The organism is Paraburkholderia strydomiana (genome assembly GCF_046030495.1).
GTDB lineage: Bacteria > Pseudomonadota > Gammaproteobacteria > Burkholderiales > Burkholderiaceae > Paraburkholderia > Paraburkholderia strydomiana_A.
Genome location: NZ_JAQQCJ010000008.1, coordinates 48,088 through 63,279 on the forward strand (window position 1 = coordinate 48,088; position 15,192 = coordinate 63,279).

General features: G+C 63.4%; 13 protein-coding genes. 5 read left to right on the plus strand and 8 right to left on the minus strand.

Annotated elements, in window-relative coordinates:
• Positions 1-43 precede the first annotated feature (43 nt).
• Both PQQ53_RS12710 and PQQ53_RS12715 read left to right on the plus strand, forming a co-directional pair.
• Complete coding sequence (locus tag PQQ53_RS12710) at positions 44-547, plus strand: response regulator (protein ID WP_408324319.1); 504 nt, start codon at positions 44-46, stop codon at positions 545-547.
• A gap of 110 nt (positions 548-657) precedes the next feature.
• Complete coding sequence (locus PQQ53_RS12715; RefSeq protein ID WP_408324321.1) at positions 658-2,631, plus strand: hybrid sensor histidine kinase/response regulator; 1,974 nt, start codon at positions 658-660, stop codon at positions 2,629-2,631.
• 126 nt (positions 2,632-2,757) lie between these two features.
• Here the strand turns inward: PQQ53_RS12715 and mscL are convergent, their stop codons facing one another.
• From mscL to mfd, 4 genes are all read right to left on the minus strand, one after another.
• Positions 2,758-3,204: a large conductance mechanosensitive channel protein MscL gene (mscL, locus tag PQQ53_RS12720; protein WP_408142426.1), complete on the minus strand. Its 447-nt coding sequence runs from the start codon at positions 3,202-3,204 to the stop codon at positions 2,758-2,760.
• 90 nt (positions 3,205-3,294) lie between these two features.
• On the minus strand, positions 3,295-4,329 hold the full coding sequence (locus PQQ53_RS12725; RefSeq protein ID WP_408142424.1) for a threonine/serine dehydratase family protein: 1,035 nt from the start codon (positions 4,327-4,329) through the stop codon (positions 3,295-3,297).
• Between the two features lie 70 nt (positions 4,330-4,399).
• A complete protein-coding gene (gene argE / locus PQQ53_RS12730) occupies positions 4,400-5,632 on the minus strand; it encodes an acetylornithine deacetylase (protein ID WP_408142422.1) in 1,233 nt (410 codons plus the stop codon).
• Between the two features lie 166 nt (positions 5,633-5,798).
• Positions 5,799-9,281, minus strand: coding sequence for a transcription-repair coupling factor (mfd, locus tag PQQ53_RS12735; protein ID WP_408324323.1), 3,483 nt, complete (start codon positions 9,279-9,281; stop codon positions 5,799-5,801).
• 120 nt (positions 9,282-9,401) lie between these two features.
• On the opposite strand from mfd, the gene ispD reads away from it, so the two are divergent.
• A complete protein-coding gene (gene ispD, locus PQQ53_RS12740) occupies positions 9,402-10,115 on the plus strand; it encodes a 2-C-methyl-D-erythritol 4-phosphate cytidylyltransferase (RefSeq protein ID WP_408152585.1) in 714 nt (237 codons plus the stop codon).
• A 43-nt stretch (positions 10,116-10,158) separates the two neighbouring features.
• Positions 10,159-10,638, plus strand: a complete 480-nt coding sequence (gene ispF / locus PQQ53_RS12745; RefSeq protein WP_408142417.1) for a 2-C-methyl-D-erythritol 2,4-cyclodiphosphate synthase — start codon at positions 10,159-10,161, stop codon at positions 10,636-10,638.
• Between the two features lie 115 nt (positions 10,639-10,753).
• Here the strand turns inward: ispF and PQQ53_RS12750 are convergent, their stop codons facing one another.
• The 4 genes from PQQ53_RS12750 to gluR all read right to left on the minus strand — a co-directional run bounded on the left by PQQ53_RS12750 (position 10,754) and on the right by gluR (position 14,231).
• On the minus strand, positions 10,754-11,296 hold the full coding sequence (locus PQQ53_RS12750; protein WP_408142415.1) for a carboxymuconolactone decarboxylase family protein: 543 nt from the start codon (positions 11,294-11,296) through the stop codon (positions 10,754-10,756).
• Between the two features lie 72 nt (positions 11,297-11,368).
• A complete protein-coding gene (locus PQQ53_RS12755) occupies positions 11,369-11,917 on the minus strand; it encodes a peroxiredoxin (RefSeq protein WP_408152587.1) in 549 nt (182 codons plus the stop codon).
• A gap of 185 nt (positions 11,918-12,102) precedes the next feature.
• Positions 12,103-13,452, minus strand: coding sequence for a two-component system sensor histidine kinase GluS (gene gluS / locus PQQ53_RS12760; protein WP_408142411.1), 1,350 nt, complete (start codon positions 13,450-13,452; stop codon positions 12,103-12,105).
• Positions 13,453-13,496: 44 nt separating this feature from the next.
• Positions 13,497-14,231 carry a two-component system response regulator GluR gene (gene gluR / locus PQQ53_RS12765; RefSeq protein WP_006048917.1) on the minus strand — a complete coding sequence of 245 codons (735 nt, stop codon included), beginning with the start codon at positions 14,229-14,231 and terminating at the stop codon, positions 13,497-13,499.
• Positions 14,232-14,460: 229 nt separating this feature from the next.
• Here gluR and PQQ53_RS12770 point away from each other — a divergent pair, with 229 nt between their 5' ends.
• Positions 14,461-14,790: a hypothetical protein gene (locus PQQ53_RS12770; protein WP_408152588.1), complete on the plus strand. Its 330-nt coding sequence runs from the start codon at positions 14,461-14,463 to the stop codon at positions 14,788-14,790.
• Positions 14,791-15,192 lie beyond the last annotated feature (402 nt).

Consider the following 15,192-nt stretch of genomic DNA (forward strand, 5'->3'; position numbering starts at 1 on the left):
TGAAAGGCCGCATGGCTGGACGAATGATTAGCACGGAGCGCATATGAGTCACGGGGAAACGGTCAGCATCGTGCTGATTGAGGATGACGACGGCCACGCCACGCTGGTCGAGCGCAATCTGCGCCGCGCCGGCATATCGAACGGTTTCATACGTTTTCGTGACGGGCAGCAGGCTCTCGATTACTTCTTTGGCCCGGCGCCGCCCGAAGGCGCGGGCGGTTCGATGCCGAGCCCCGTCGCGGACGTCCATCCGCCGTGCGGAGATCTGACTCATTTCGTCGTGCTGCTCGATCTGAAAATGCCGCGGGTGGACGGCTTCGAAGTGCTGCGGCGTCTGAAGGAATCGCCGCGGACCGCCTCGGTGCCGGTGATCGTGCTGACCACGACCGACGATCCGCGCGAAATCGCCCGCTGCTACGAACTCGGCTGCAACGTCTACATCTGCAAACCGGTCGAATACGATGCGTTCATCGAAGCGGTGCGCCGTCTGGGCTTCTTCCTGCAAGTGGTCAAGCTGCCGCCCGGCCATCGGCTCGGCGCGCCTTGATCGCGGGCTTGCGCGCGGGCGTGCCCGGCGCAGTCCAAAGCTGCCCAAAAGCCGCTCATGACAAGATAGAGCCAGCGATAGACCAACCGATCAGCCAGAGAACAGTCCGCATGACCGAAGAAGTGTCCACGCCGCACGCCGCCTATGTGCTCGTCGTCGATGACGACGAAGGCATTCTGCGGCTCGCGCGCAAGTCGCTCGAACGCGCCGGCTGCCGCGTCGCGATCTGCGCGGGCGCCGATGCCGCCCGCGCGCGGCTCGCCGACGGCGGCCCCGATCTGCTGGTGCTGGACTACCAGTTGAGCGGACCGGAAACCGGACTCGACTTCTTTCGCCGCCTGCGCGCGGAAGGCGTGCGGATTCCCGCGATCCTCGTGACCGGCTTTACCGACGAATCGCGCGTGATCGAAGCATTGCGCGCGGGCGTCTCCGACGTGGTGCCGAAGGCCGGCGATTACCTCGATTACCTGCCGGAAGCCGTCGAGCGCGTGCTGTCGCAAGTGCGCATGCAAAGAGCGTCGGACGAGGCCTTGCTGCTGCGCGATCGCGAGCAGCATTACCGCACGTTGTCGGAAGCGTTGCCGCACCTCGTGCTGACCTGCAACGCGGCGGGCGACTGCGATTTTCTCTCGAAGCAGTGGTGCGACTACACGGGGCTTTCCGACCAGAGTTCGTATGGTCTCGCATGGCTGGACGCGGTACACCCCGAGGATCGCGACGCGATCCGCCGCAGTTGGCTCAAGGCGGTGGCGAGCCCGACCGGCGACTATCGGCGCGAGATGCGGATTCGCCGCCACGACGGCGAATACCGCTGGTTCGACACGCGCGTGGTGGCGGTGCGTGACGCCGAACGCAACGTCGTCAAGTGGTTCGGCAGTTGCACGGACATTCATTCGCAGCGCGAGGCGATCGAGGAACGCGAGCGGCTGCTCGCATCGGAGCAGGCGGCCCGTCAGACCGCCGAAGAAGCAAACCGCGCGAAAGACCGCTTCCTGGCGATGCTGTCGCATGAATTGCGCACACCGCTCACGCCGGTGCTGGCCGGCGCCCGCGTGCTGGAGATGATTCCCGATCTGCCCGACCAGGCGCGCAACAGCGTGCGCATGATCCGCCGCAACGTCGAACTGGAAGCGCGGCTGATCGACGACCTGCTCGATCTGACGCGCGTGGCGAACGGCAAGCTGCGGCTGTCGCTCGAAACGGTCGATGTGCATGAAGTGATGGACAGTGTGCTCGAACTCTTTCGCAGCGAGATTCAGGTCAAGCAGCAGGACGTGCACGTCGACAAGCACGCGACCCATCATTACGTGCTGGCCGATCGCGCGCGCCTGCAACAGATGCTGTGGAACCTGATTCGCAACGCCGCGAAGTTCACGCCGGACGGCGGCCATATCTACGTGCGCACGCGCGACGAACGCATGCACGTGCAGATCTGCGTCGAAGATACCGGCATCGGTATCGAGCCGGAACAGATCGGCAAGCTGTTCAACGCGTTCGAGCAGGGCAGCCAGAACATGACGCGGCAATTCGGCGGGCTGGGTCTGGGCCTCGCGATCACGAAGGCGTTGACCGACGTGCACGGCGGCACCGTCACCGCACAGAGCCCCGGTGCGCACTGCGGCGCGACCTTCACGATCACGCTGCCGACCGCGGCACCGCCATCGGAGGTGCAACCGGTCGCGGCCCCCGCTGCGGTGCATTCGGGCGGATTGCTGACCATCCTGCTGATCGAGGATCACGTCGATACCGCCGAGGTGATGGCGCAGCTGATCCGTGGCCTGGGTCACGACGTGACCGTGGTGGGCCGGGTCGACGATGCGCTGGCCGCCACCCAGCAGCAGGCTTTCGATCTGATCGTCAGCGACGTCGGCTTGCCGGACGGCACGGGTCTCGATTTCATCAAGGCGTTTCGCGAGCACTCGGATGCGCCCGCCGTCGCGTTGACCGGCTTCGGCACCGATGAAGACGTGCGCCGCTGTCTGAGCGCGGGCTTCACGTCGCATCTGACCAAGCCTGTCAATTTCGGCCAGCTCGAAACGATGATCGAAAGCGCGGTGAATCTGAAGGCGCAAAAGCAGGCGTGACGCGTATGCCGCATGAGCGCGTTGTTTCTCGCTCATGCAAAAGAGAAAGGCCTGTTGCGACTGTTGTCGCAACAGGCCTTTCTTCTGCCTTGATCCGGCGCACTGAATGCGCCGGATCATTAAGGCTCAACGTGGTGAATTCTTCAACGAATCGCGGATTTCGCGCAGCAGCAGCACATCTTCCGGCGTCGGCGGCGGCTCTGCCGGTGCGGCCGCAGCCGGCTTGCGCAGATTGTTGATGAACTTGACCATCAGGAAAATGATGAAGGCGAGAATGATGAAGTTGATGAGCACGGTGATGAACGAGCCATAACCGATCACCGCGACGCCCGCCGTCTGCAGGTCTTTATACGAAGTGGGATTGCCGTGATAAGTGGGCGGAATCTCGCCGAGGCGAATGAACATATTGGAGAAATCGAGACCGCCCGTGGCAATCCCGACGATCGGCATGATCAGGTCTTTGACAATTGAATTAACGATGGTGGAAAAAGCGCCGCCGATAATCACGCCGACCGCGAGATCCATTACGTTGCCCTTGAGGGCGAATTCCTTGAATTCCTTGATCATGCTCATAGAGGTTCCTCCCAGATATCAATAGCCGCATGATACCAACCTGAGAAGGATAGGCCAGTGTTTTGGGCCGGCCTGCGCCGACGAATGTTTCTATTGAGGAAACTGCGACTCGCTATGGCGCGCACGTTCGAGATGCGCGGCGAAACTGACCGGGTCGGTATTGGTGCCGCACAGCAGCACGCCCACGCGTTTGCCCTGCAACTGCTCGCGCAGCGGCCCGAGCAACGCTGCGGTCGCCGCCGCGCACGCCGGTTCCACCGCCAGCTTCAGTTGTTCGAAGAGGATCAGCATGGCCGCGCGCAACTGGTCGTCGGAAACGGTCACCAACTGGTCGATGTGACGGCGGCACAACTCGTAGCTGTATTCCTCGGTATGCGGCGACATCAGCGAATCGGCAATGCTGTGCATGTGGCCCATCTTGACCGTGTGATTGGCGGCAAAACTCTTGCTCATCACATCCGAGCCTTCGGGTTCGACACCGTACACATGCACATTGGGATTGGCGAGCCGCATGGCGGTGGAGACGCCGGCGGCAAGACCGCCGCCGCCGACCGGCACGATCACCGCTTCGAGGTCGGGCGTTTGCGTGGCCCATTCGTAGCCGAGCGTGGCCGAGCCCAGCACCGTGCGATAACCGTTGAACGGATGCACGAAATAGCGGCCCTCTTCGGCTTCGATACGGCGCACCAGTTCGAACGCCTCGGCAATATCTTCCGCGAACACGATGTCGGCGCGATATTGCCGGCACAACGCAATACGCGCCGGATTGGCCGCGCGAAACAGCACGACCTTGGCGCTGATGCCCAGACGCATGGCCGCATACGCGAGCGCTACCGCGTGATTGCCGCCCGACACACACGTGACGCCCGCGCTGCGTTGGGTTTCGTCGAGCGCGAGCAGGTTCGTGAACGCGCCGCGCGCCTTGAAGCTGCCACCCGCCTGCAGCAGTTCGAACTTGAAATTCACCACCGTGCGTTCCAGCGATGAAAAGTCGAGCCGGTCGAACACCGGCGTTCGCATGACCCACGGCGTCAACGCAAAATGCTGTGTGGCGATGTCGTCGAGCGTAGGGATCGGCTCGCCGTCGATCGTGTGGTCGGTGTGCTGCGGCGTGGCGGTTGACATGGCGGGAGCGTGTTGTCCTCGATGAGAGTAAGACCGGTTTGATGCAGTAACCGTTCCGCCGCGCGCCGTTTCAGTGAGCGTCGACCGACATGCTGCGGACGAATTTCTGCAGGAAGCGCTCGCAGGCCACCAGCTGGTCCAGCGCGACGAATTCGTTGGCCTTGTGCGCCTGCTGGATGTCGCCGGGGCCGCACACGATGCTCGGAATGCCCGCCAGCGAAAACAACCCCGCTTCGGTGCCGTAAGCGACCTTGCGCTTGTCCTGATCGGCGGTCAGCGCGCGCACGAGCTGCGTGATCGCCGCTTGTTCAGATGAATCGAGGCCGGGCGCCGCGGCGATCTTCGTGATCTCGATGGCCGCCGACGGATGTTCGCGCAGCATCTTCGGCAACAGCGTTTCACGGGCGTATTGATCGATGCGCGCGAAGATCGGTTCGGGATCGAGCGTGGGCAGATTACGGAATTCGAACTGGAACTTGCATTCGGCCGGCACCGTGTTGATCGCGTTGCCGCCGCTGATCGTGCTGGTTTGCGCGGTGGTGAAGGGCACGTCGTACAGTTCGTCGAACGGACCTTGCTCGCGGAACTGATCGGCCATGTCGCGGATGTAGCAGATCAGACGGGCGGCGTACTCGATCGCGTTCAAGCCCTTCGGCGTCAGCGACGAATGCGCCGCCTGGCCGCGCACGCAGCACTGGTACGCGTTGATGCCCTTGTGCGCCACGATCGGGCGCATGCTGGTCGGCTCGCCGACGATGCAGCCGTCCGGCTTCACGCCGCGCTTCATCAGGTCGGCGATCAGGAGCGGGGCGCCTGCGCAGCCCACTTCCTCGTCGAACGACAGCGCGAAGTGAATCGGTTTGGCGAGCTTCGCGCGCTGCATCTCCGGTACGAGCGCGAGCGCCGCGCCGATGAAGCCCTTCATGTCGCAAGTGCCGCGGCCATACAGCTTGTCGCCGCGAATTTCCGGCTTGAACGGATCGCTGTCCCATTGCTGGCCGTCCACCGGCACGACGTCGGTATGACCCGATAGCACCACGCCGCCATTCGTTTCGCCATCATGCGCGGGGATCGTGGCGAACAGGTTCGCCCATTTGCCGCCGCGTTCGTCGTGCGTGAGCGTGGCTTCGATACCGGCGGCGCGCAGTTCGTCGCGCACGGTTTCGATCAGGCCGAAATTCGGATTGCGGCTGACCGTGTCCATCGACACGAGACGGGTGACCCAGGGCAGCGAAACGGGAGAGGAATCTGAAGCGGAGGTGGGCGATTGCGAGGACTGCGCCGATTCAGCGACATGAGACATGACAAGACTCCAGCATTTGAGTCTTTCGATCATACCCAAAAAAAATGCGCCCGTATGCTGCGGCGGCCATTGGCGCACCGCAGCATGAGCATAAAAGCGCAGCACGCCCCCCCGTTTTCTGACGCGCGACGCTAACGGGGAGGTGTGCGGGAGCCGCGTGGCCGACTCAACGCGCGGCGGCAGCGGGCGCCGTGCCGCGGCTCGGCGCGCCGAGCGCGCGCAGGGTCTCCTTGACCGTCGCGACCCGCACCGCGAGATCGGGGCTGCGCGTTTCGATACGCAGCTTGTCCTGCCCTGCGAGCTTGATGTGCTTGTGCTTCTGAACCATCTCGATGATCCGCATCGCGTCGATCGGCGGATTCGGGATGAACTGCAAGCCGATCACCGCTTCGCCCGCATCGATCTTCGAAATGCCGAGCGGCTTCGCGGCGAGCCGCAGACGATGCGTCTCCACGAGCGCATGCGCTTGCGGCGGCAACTTGCCGAAGCGGTCGATCAGCTCTTCCTGGATGCCGTCGATCGAGTCGCTGAGTTCGCAGTTGGCAAGGCGCTTGTAAAGCGATAGACGTTCCTGCACATCGCCGCAATAGTCGGCCGGCAGAATGGCCGGCGCGTGCAGATTGATCTCGGTGGTCGCGGCGAGCGGCGCGGTGAGGTCGGGCTCCTTGCCTTCCTTGAGCGCCTTCACCGCGTCGTTCAACATGTCGGTGTAGAGCTGGAAACCGATCTCGTGAATCTCGCCCGACTGCTTGTCGCCGAGCACTTCGCCGGTGCCGCGAATTTCGAGGTCGTGCATCGCCAGATAGAAGCCCGAACCGAGTTCCTCCATCTGCTGGATCGCTTCGAGCCGGCGCTGCGCCTGCTTGGTGAGCCCTTGCGGATCATGCACGAGCAGATACGAATACGCCTGGTGATGCGAGCGGCCCACGCGCCCACGCAACTGATGCAACTGCGCGAGGCCGAACTTGTCGGAGCGATGAATCAGGATCGTGTTGGCGCTCGGCACGTCGATGCCGGTTTCGATGATCGTCGTACACAGCAGCACGTTCGCGCGCTGGGCGACGAAGTCGCGCATCACGCGTTCGAGTTCGCGTTCATGCATCTGACCGTGCGCGACCGCGATGCGCGCTTCGGGCACGAGCGCTTCGAGCATGTGCCGGCGGTTCTCGATGGTTTCGACTTCGTTGTGCAGGAAGTAGACCTGGCCGCCGCGTTTCAGCTCGCGCAGCATCGCTTCGCGAATCACGCTGTCTTCCTCGCGACGCACGAAGGTTTTGATCGCGAGACGCTTTTGCGGCGCGGTCGCGATGACCGAAAAATCGCGCAGCCCTTCGAGCGCCATGCCGAGGGTACGCGGGATCGGCGTGGCGGTCAGCGTGAGCACGTCCACTTCCGCGCGCAGCGCCTTGAGCGCCTCTTTCTGGCGCACGCCGAAACGGTGTTCCTCGTCGATGATCACGAGCCCGAGCCGCTTGAACTGCACGTCCGAGGACAGCAGCTTGTGCGTGCCGATCACGATGTCGACCGTGCCTTCGTTGATCTGCTGGATCGCGGCGTTGACTTCCTTGGTCGACTTGAAGCGCGACAACTCCGCGATGCGCACCGGCCAGTCGGAGAAGCGGTCGGTGAAGGTCTGCGTATGCTGTTCGGCGAGCAGCGTGGTAGGCGAGAGCAGCGCCACCTGCTTGCCGCCCATCACCGCGATGAACGCCGCGCGCAAGGCCACTTCGGTCTTGCCGAAGCCGACGTCGCCGCAGACGAGGCGATCCATCGGCTTGCCGCTCGTCATGTCGCCGATCACGGCAGCGATCGCGGCGGCCTGGTCAGGCGTTTCCTCGAAGCCGAAGCTCTCGGCGAACTTCACGTAGTCTTTCGGTTCGAGCGGGAACGCATGGCCCGAACGCGCGGCGCGGCGCGCGTACAGATTGAGCAGCTCGGCCGCGGTGTCGCGAATCTGCTGCGCGGCCTTGCGTTTGGCCTTTTCCCACTGGCCCGAGCCGAGCGCGTGCAGCGGCGCGCTTTCCGGATCGGCGCCGCTGTAGCGCGAGATCACGTGCAATTGCGCGACCGGCACGTAGAGCTTGCTGTCACCCGAGTATTCGAGGTGCAGGAACTCGGTCTCGCCTTCGCCGAGGTCCATCGTGACGAGACCCATATAGCGGCCGATACCGTGCTGCGAATGCACGACGGGGTCGCCCACTTTCAGCTCGGACAGATCGCGCACCATCGAATCGACGTTGCTCGCCTGTTCCTGGCGGCGGCGCCCCGAGCGCCGCGCGAGCGGCCCGTACAACTCGGTCTCGGTGATGATCGCAATGCCGTCGGCCGGCACGGCGAAGCCGTTGGCGAGCGGCGCGACGCCTAACGAAAAATGCGCGTCGCCGAGCAGCCAGTCCTGGAAGCTGTCGCTCGAGGCGGGCTTCAGATGGTTGTCGGCCAGCAACTGCAGCAGCGTTTCGCGCCGGCCCGCCGACTCCGCCGCGAACAGCACGCGATTCGGCGTGGTGTCGAGATACGCGCGTAAGGCCAGCACCGGATCGTCCGCATGACGGTCGATCGCGAGATTCGGCAGCGGGGTGGACCAGCCGCCGCCCGCGTTGGCGGGCAGCGCGAGCCGCGCGAACGGCTTGGCGAACGCGAAGAAATCTTCGTCCGACAGGAACAGCCGCTCCGGCTCGAGGATCGGCCGGTCGCGGTCATGCGACAGGAAGTTGTAGCGCTGCTTCGTGTCGTTCGTGAAGCGCCGGATGGCGGCGTCGAGATCGCCGACGAACGCCAGTTGCGCGCCTTGCGGCAGGTAGTGGAACAGTGTCGCCGTCTCGTCGAAGAAGAGCGGCAGATAGTATTCGATGCCCGCCGACGGCACGCCGTTGCCGATGTCCTTATAGATCGACGCGCGGCTCGGATCGCCCTCGAAGGTCTCGCGCCAGCGGCTGCGAAAAGCGGTGCGCGCGGCTTCGTCGAACGGGAATTCGCGGCCTGGCAGCAAGCGCACGTCCTTCACCGGATAGAGGCTGCGCTGCGTGTCCGGATCGAACGCGCGAATCGAGTCGACCTGATCGTCGAACAGGTCGATCCGGTAAGGCAGCGGCGAGCCCATCGGATAGAGGTCGAGCAGCGAGCCGCGCACGCAATACTCGCCGGGCCGCACGACCTGGCTCACGTGCTCGTAGCCGGCGAGCGTCAGTTGCGCCTTGAGTTTCGCTTCGTCGAGACGCTCGCCTTGCGAGAAGGAGAACGTATAGGCCGCGAGGAACGAGGCGGGCGGCATCCGGTACAGCGCCGTGGTGGCGGGCACCAGCAGGATGTCGCAGCGGCCTTCGCCGAGATCGTGCAGCGTGGCGAGGCGCTCGGAGACGAGGTCCTGGTGCGGCGAAAAGGTATCGTAAGGCAGCGTTTCCCAATCGGGCAGCAGACGCACCCGCGCCTCGGGCGCGAAAAAGCCGATTTCCTGCGACAGACGCTGCGCATCGACAGCGCTTTCGCACACGACCGCCAGCAGTGGCACCTTCTCGCGCCAGGCGAGATGGTAGCGGGCGATCAGCAGCGCGTCGGACGAGCCGTGCGTGCCGTCGAAGACGAAACGCTGGCCGGCCTTGACGAGCGCGACGGGCGGGGAGGACTGCAATGATGCGGCGATGTCTGGCATAGAAGAGAAAAAGCGGCCTCGGGCTCACACGGACGGCCAAGTTTACGCGCCTCGGGGCGTGGATGCGAAGCACCTATTATAAAATCCGTCCTTTACTTTAACCTCGCGGCATCCGCACTCGTGACTTCCCGTCTATTTGCCCTGATTCCGTGCGCAGGCACCGGCAGCCGTTCCGGCGCCGCGATGCCCAAACAATATCGCACTGTCGCCGGTCGCGACATGTTGCATTACTCGCTCGCCGCGTTCGACGCGTGCAGCGAGTTTGCGCAAACCCTGGTCGTGATCGCGCCCGACGACCAGCACTTCGACGCCCGCCGCTTCGGCGGCTTGCGCTTCGCGGTGCGCCGCTCGGGCGGTGCGTCGCGCCAGGCGTCGGTGCTGAACGGCCTGCATGCGCTCGCCGAGTTCGGCGCGCGCGACGACGACTGGGTGCTGGTGCACGATGCGGCGCGCCCGGGCATCACGCCCGCGCTGATCCGCACGCTGATCGGCTCGCTCAAGGACGACCCGGTGGGCGGCATCATGGCGTTGCCGGTGGCCGATACGCTGAAGCGGATCGACGCCGCGTCCGCCGATGGCCGCATCGGCCGCACCGAGCCGCGCGACGGCTTGTGGCAGGCGCAGACGCCGCAGATGTTCCGCATCGGTATGTTGCGTGAAGCGATCCTGCGCGCGCAGGCCGACGGTCACGATCTCACCGACGAAGCGAGCGCGATCGAATGGCTCGGGCATGCGCCGAAGCTGGTACAAGGCAGCTTGCGAAACTTCAAGGTGACCTATCCGGAAGATTTCGACCTGGCCGAGGCGATTCTGAGCCGGCCTGCGGCTTCGTGAGTGATTTCAATTTTTGCTGGCGGACTTTGAGGACTTGACGCATATGGATTTGAGAATTGGGCAAGGGTACGACGTGCATGCGCTGGTGCCGGGGCGTCCGTTGATTATCGGCGGCGTGACGATCCCTTATGAGCGCGGCCTGCTCGGCCATTCGGACGCGGACGTGCTGCTGCATGCGATTACCGACGCGCTGTTCGGTGCTGCCGCGCTGGGCGATATCGGCCGCCATTTCTCCGACACCGACGCGAAGTTCGCCGGCGCGGACAGCCGCGTGCTGTTGCGCGAGTGCGTCGCCCGCGTGAAGGCGGCGGGTTTTGCGATTGCCAACGTGGATAGCAGCGTGGTCGCTCAGGCGCCGAAGCTGGCGCCTCATATCGAAGGCATGCGCGCGAACATCGCCGCCGATCTCGGTCTGCCGGTCGAGCGGGTCAATGTCAAGGCGAAGACCAACGAGAAGCTCGGCTATCTCGGCAGAAGCGAGGGGATTGAAGCGCAAGCCGTGGCGCTGCTGGTCAAGAACTGATCCGGGTGAACGGCCTTCGCGCGAGCGCGCTTGCGGGCGAACGAAGGCTACCCACATCATCCGGTCACATGACGCGCGCGTGGCGACCCTAGCCGCGCACCGCGCGGTCAACCCGCTATTTGCCCTCTGCGCCCTCTGCGCCCTCGGCAGCAATGCACTGCGCAGCCGCGTTGATCACCGCCGCAATACGGCCCACGTCGCGCAATTGCGTGGAACTCATGCCCTCGGCGACCAGCGTATCGAAGTGCGACTTCACGCAAAAATGGCATTTGCCGATAATCGAAGCCGCCAACGCATACATCTCGAAACGCCGCTTGTCCACGCCGCCATGCGACGCATAAGCGTTCATCCGTAACTGCGCCGGTTGCGATTTAATATCTGCGCTCTGCGTCATCTCGACGTACGGGTACCAGACGTTGTTCATGCCCATCAGCGCAGCGGCCGTCAGCGCGCCCTGGGTTTCTTCCGGCGACAACACGCCGGCATGGCGGATCGCGTCGACGATCAGCGTGCTTTTGGCGGCAAACGCCGCCGCCAGCGCAACGCCGACCGCATCGTTGCCTTCGAGCGACGAGCGGGCAATCGTCCCGTCGAGATTCAGCCGGATGTCTTTCGCGTAGTCGGGCACGCGTGCCTTGATCGAAGCCAGGAATTCCATGGCATCTCCTGTCGAACTGTCGATAAAAAACCCGTTGCCTGTTCAAGCCCGGCGGGTTTTTGACGGCACGGCTTAAAGCGTTGCACCGCCGACTGCGCGGTTGCAAGGACACAGTTCATCCGTTTGCAGGCCGTCGAGAAGACGCAGTACTTCTTCCGGATTACGGCCGACGTTCAGGTTGTTCACCGACACGTGCTGGATCGTATTGTCCGGATCGACGATGAAGGTGGCGCGCAGCGCGACGCCCGCTTCCTTGTCGCGCACGCCGAGCTGGTCGATCAGTTCGCCCTTCACGTCGCCGAACGAATAGTGATTCAGCTTGCTCAGGTCCTTGTGTTCGCGGCGCCAGGCCAGTTTCACGAATTCGTTGTCGACGCTGCCGCCCATCAACACAGCGTCGCGCTCTTCGAAATCGCCGGCAAACTTGCCGAACTCGACGATCTCTGTCGGACACACGAACGTGAAATCCTTCGGGTAGAAATAGATGATTTTCCACTTGCCCGGGAACGACTGCTCCGTGATTTCTTCGAACGCCGACGCGCCGTTTTCTTCATGGTGGTTGAAGCCCGGCTTGGCAGCGGTGACGGTGAACGCTTCGACTTTATCGCCAACGGTTTTCATGCGAGTGCTCCTTCGTGGGTTGGAAAAAACAGCATGTTGAGGCTAGCAACTCGTTGCAACGAGCGCGTTACACCGTCCCACTATATTTCTATAAAAATATGGGCCTAATAGTTTTTTCTACCGATCTGGATAGTTATTATTCAACGCGTCAACAGCGTTGCAGAGAAGGGGGGCGCCCGTTTTGTTCAGACGCCTTTGGCGAGCGGAAACTCGATCGTGACTTCGAGGCCGGGCCCTGGCGTGCGATTGCGTAAGCGCAGCGCACCGCGATAGCGGCCCACGAGGCGCTGAACGATCGCCATGCCGAGGCCCGTGCCGTTGGCCTGGGTGCGCGCCGAATTCACCCGGTAGAACGGCCGGGTGACAAGCGCCAACTGATCTTCAGGAATGCCGGGACCTTCGTCGACCACTGACAGTTCGACCCGCGAATGCGACACCCGCGTTTCCAGAATGACGTGCGGGACGCCGTCGCCGTCGCTCAGGCCGTATTTGCGCGCGTTTTCCAGCAGATTGCCGACGACGCGCCGCATATCGGTTTCGTCGGCCTCGATTACCGCCGACGGCGCGAGCCGCGTGATCAGGCGCATGCTGTCCTCGCTCTGCATGCGCGCAGCCAGTTCGCTGGCGATCACGGACAGGTCAACCGGCTCCGGCACGCGCTGCACCGGGCGCGCGTAATCGAGGAAGCGGCCGATGATCATATCCATCTGCTCGATGTCGTCCACCATCGCGTCTTTCGTGTTCTGGTCCGACGGGCTCATTTCGGTTTCGAGCCGCAACCGCGCGAGCGGCGTGCGCAGATCGTGCGAGATGCCCGCGAGCATCAGCGCGCGGTCGGCCTCGAGCTGTTCGAGGTCCTGCACCATCTGGTTGAAACTGCGGTTGGTTTCAGCGGCCACGCCCATGCCGCGCTCAGGCAGCGGCTCGGGCGACTGGCCCGAGCCGACTTTACGCGCGGCCATCGCGAGCCTGGCGAATGGCCGGTTCACGAGACTCGTGATGAAGGCCGCGCCGAACAGCGACAGCGCCAGCGCGAACACGCCCCAGCCGGCCCATTGCAGACCGGTCGCGTTGTCGAGCTGATCACGGTCGAGCGCGACCCAGTAGTCGTCGTCGTCGATCTTGAAGCTGATCCACACGCCGTTGATGTCGTTCACGCTTTGCGCGATGACGGTGTCGTCGCCGAGGCGCCCGCGGATGTCGTGTTCGATCAGGCGGTTCAGCGATTCGTCGGGCTGGAGTTTGTATTTGTCGGTGGCTTCGCGCGGATACACGCGCACCCCTTCATTGCTTTCCAGATCCTGCAGCAGCGCGCGCCGCAGGTCGGGATCGGAATAGAGGAGTGCGGTGCGCGTGAGCTTGACGATCGCGACGAGCTGCAACGCCACGCGCTGTGCGCGCGGCTCGCGTTCGATCACGCGGAAGCTCTGGAACCACGCGGCGAGACTGACTGCGATCAACAGCGCGATCAACAGGAAGGTCCGCCAGAAAAGGCCGCCGAACGCGAGCGTCAGGAGGCGCCGGTCGATCCGCATGGGCCCTTCTTATCTGAAATCAGAGACAGGAAACTGAAACAAACTCAGGCCGCACCGTCGGGGATGAAGACGTAGCCCAGACCCCACACGGTCTGAATGAAACGTGGGCTGCCCGGATCGGGTTCGATCAGCTTGCGCAGACGCGAGATCTGCACGTCGAGACTGCGGTCGAAGACTTCGTATTCACGGCCGCGCGCGAGTTCCATCAGCTTTTCACGCGACAGCGGCTGGCGCGGATGACGCGCGAACACCTTGAGCACCGAGAACTCACCCGTGGTCAGCGGAATTTCCTGGCCGGCCTTGGTGAGCGTGCGGGTGGCGAGATTCAGCGCGAACTCGCCGAACTCGAACACTTCGGTCGTTTCGGACGGCGCGCCCGGCAATTCCGAGGGCGACTGGCGGCGCAGCACCGCGTGAATGCGCGCGACCAGCTCGCGCGGATTGAACGGCTTGGGCAGATAGTCGTCAGCGCCCATTTCGAGGCCGACGATACGATCGACGTCTTCACCCTTGGCCGTCAGCATGATGATCGGCGTACGGTCGTTGCTGCCGCGCAGGCGGCGGCAGATCGACAGGCCGTCCTCGCCGGGCAGCATCAGATCGAGCACCAGCAGATCGAAGCGCTCACGTACCCAGAGCTTGTTCATCGACGGCGCGTTCTCGGCGACGTAGACGTTGAAGCCCTGTTCGCCGAGATAGCGGCGCAGCAGATCGCGCAGACGTGGATCGTCATCGACGACGAGGATTTTCGAAGGGTTTTTGGTTTCCATGGTCGGCATCTTAGCGCGATTAGAAAGTGGTGCGCGGTTGCATCGTTTACGGGGTTACAGTCAGTTACAAAATTTACCCGCACTGTGGCACGACGTAAAGCTCGGGCAGGTAGACTCCTTTACTGAATGCGGCTGTTCGGTGGATACTTCACCCGACCACAACTCTCGCTCCCGGCTCGTTACCGGGGTTTGTATACGCATTTGAGGTAGCCGGTTGCCGCGCCACGAAGGGAACAACATGAAAGGAGGGGTTTGGCCGAATGTGCGCCTGAGCGTCATTGCACTGGCGGTTGCCGGTACGCTTGCAGGCTCACTGGGACCAACGCCCGCCCATGCCCAGCCTTCCGCCGACAGAGCTGCGAGTGAACACGCGCCCAGGCCCGGGAACGCGCGGACCAATCGCCGCAGTAGCCCGAATGCCGATCGCCCCGCGTCAGACATCATGTTGCGCACTGCAGTTCCCCCCGATCTTGATCAGCGTCGTCGTGATGGCCATATGACGCCCGACGAACGGCGCCTGCTGCGGCAGCACATCGAAGATGCTGTGCGTGAACTCTATAAGCGGTAGCTTTTTTCGTGCCCGCTCGCGGCACACAGGTCGCGCAGCCTCGCCGCGTGAAGAAAAAATCTCGTTGTACCTCCCATTGAGCAATTTGCGTCTCCTCTGCTTTTGAGCAGCGAGGAGCGATCTGCGTGCGCCTGTGCGGAGACTTTTTTCTGCGCCGTCAATCAGGATGATTGCTGGGGCTTGCCGGGGTGGGGCCGTCGCGGGTGCCGATGAGCAGCATGTCGAATGGCAGCGTGCGCGTGCGCAGCGTTACGAAACATTACGCTCGACCTGTGTGCGGAAGCCGACGAACACGCCGTCGATGCTGCTCTCAAATAGCCGTTTCACGCTGAGGTTTGGGAAAGCCAGTCTGCATGACGGCGCAAGCCATTGTGCCGGGATGCCGAGGCGGCTCGATGACAC

Bases quoted from the DNA above. Each gene is read 5' to 3' on its own strand.
- gluR (WP_006048917.1), bottom strand. From the start codon at position 14,231: ATGCCGACCATGGAAACCAAAAACCCTTCGAAAATCCTCGTCGTCGAT.
- PQQ53_RS12725 (WP_408142424.1), bottom strand. From the start codon at position 4,329: ATGTCAACCGCCACGCCGCAGCACACCGACCACACGATCGACGGCGAG.
- ispF (WP_408142417.1), top strand. From the start codon at position 10,159: ATGGATTTGAGAATTGGGCAAGGGTACGACGTGCATGCGCTGGTGCCG.
- PQQ53_RS12755 (WP_408152587.1), bottom strand. From the start codon at position 11,917: ATGAAAACCGTTGGCGATAAAGTCGAAGCGTTCACCGTCACCGCTGCC.
- gluS (WP_408142411.1), bottom strand. From the start codon at position 13,452: ATGCGGATCGACCGGCGCCTCCTGACGCTCGCGTTCGGCGGCCTTTTC.
- mfd (WP_408324323.1), bottom strand. From the start codon at position 9,281: ATGCCAGACATCGCCGCATCATTGCAGTCCTCCCCGCCCGTCGCGCTC.
- PQQ53_RS12715 (WP_408324321.1), top strand. From the start codon at position 658: ATGACCGAAGAAGTGTCCACGCCGCACGCCGCCTATGTGCTCGTCGTC.
- PQQ53_RS12770 (WP_408152588.1), top strand. From the start codon at position 14,461: ATGAAAGGAGGGGTTTGGCCGAATGTGCGCCTGAGCGTCATTGCACTG.
- argE (WP_408142422.1), bottom strand. From the start codon at position 5,632: ATGTCTCATGTCGCTGAATCGGCGCAGTCCTCGCAATCGCCCACCTCC.
- mscL (WP_408142426.1), bottom strand. From the start codon at position 3,204: ATGAGCATGATCAAGGAATTCAAGGAATTCGCCCTCAAGGGCAACGTA.
- PQQ53_RS12750 (WP_408142415.1), bottom strand. From the start codon at position 11,296: ATGGAATTCCTGGCTTCGATCAAGGCACGCGTGCCCGACTACGCGAAA.
- PQQ53_RS12710 (WP_408324319.1), top strand. From the start codon at position 44: ATGAGTCACGGGGAAACGGTCAGCATCGTGCTGATTGAGGATGACGAC.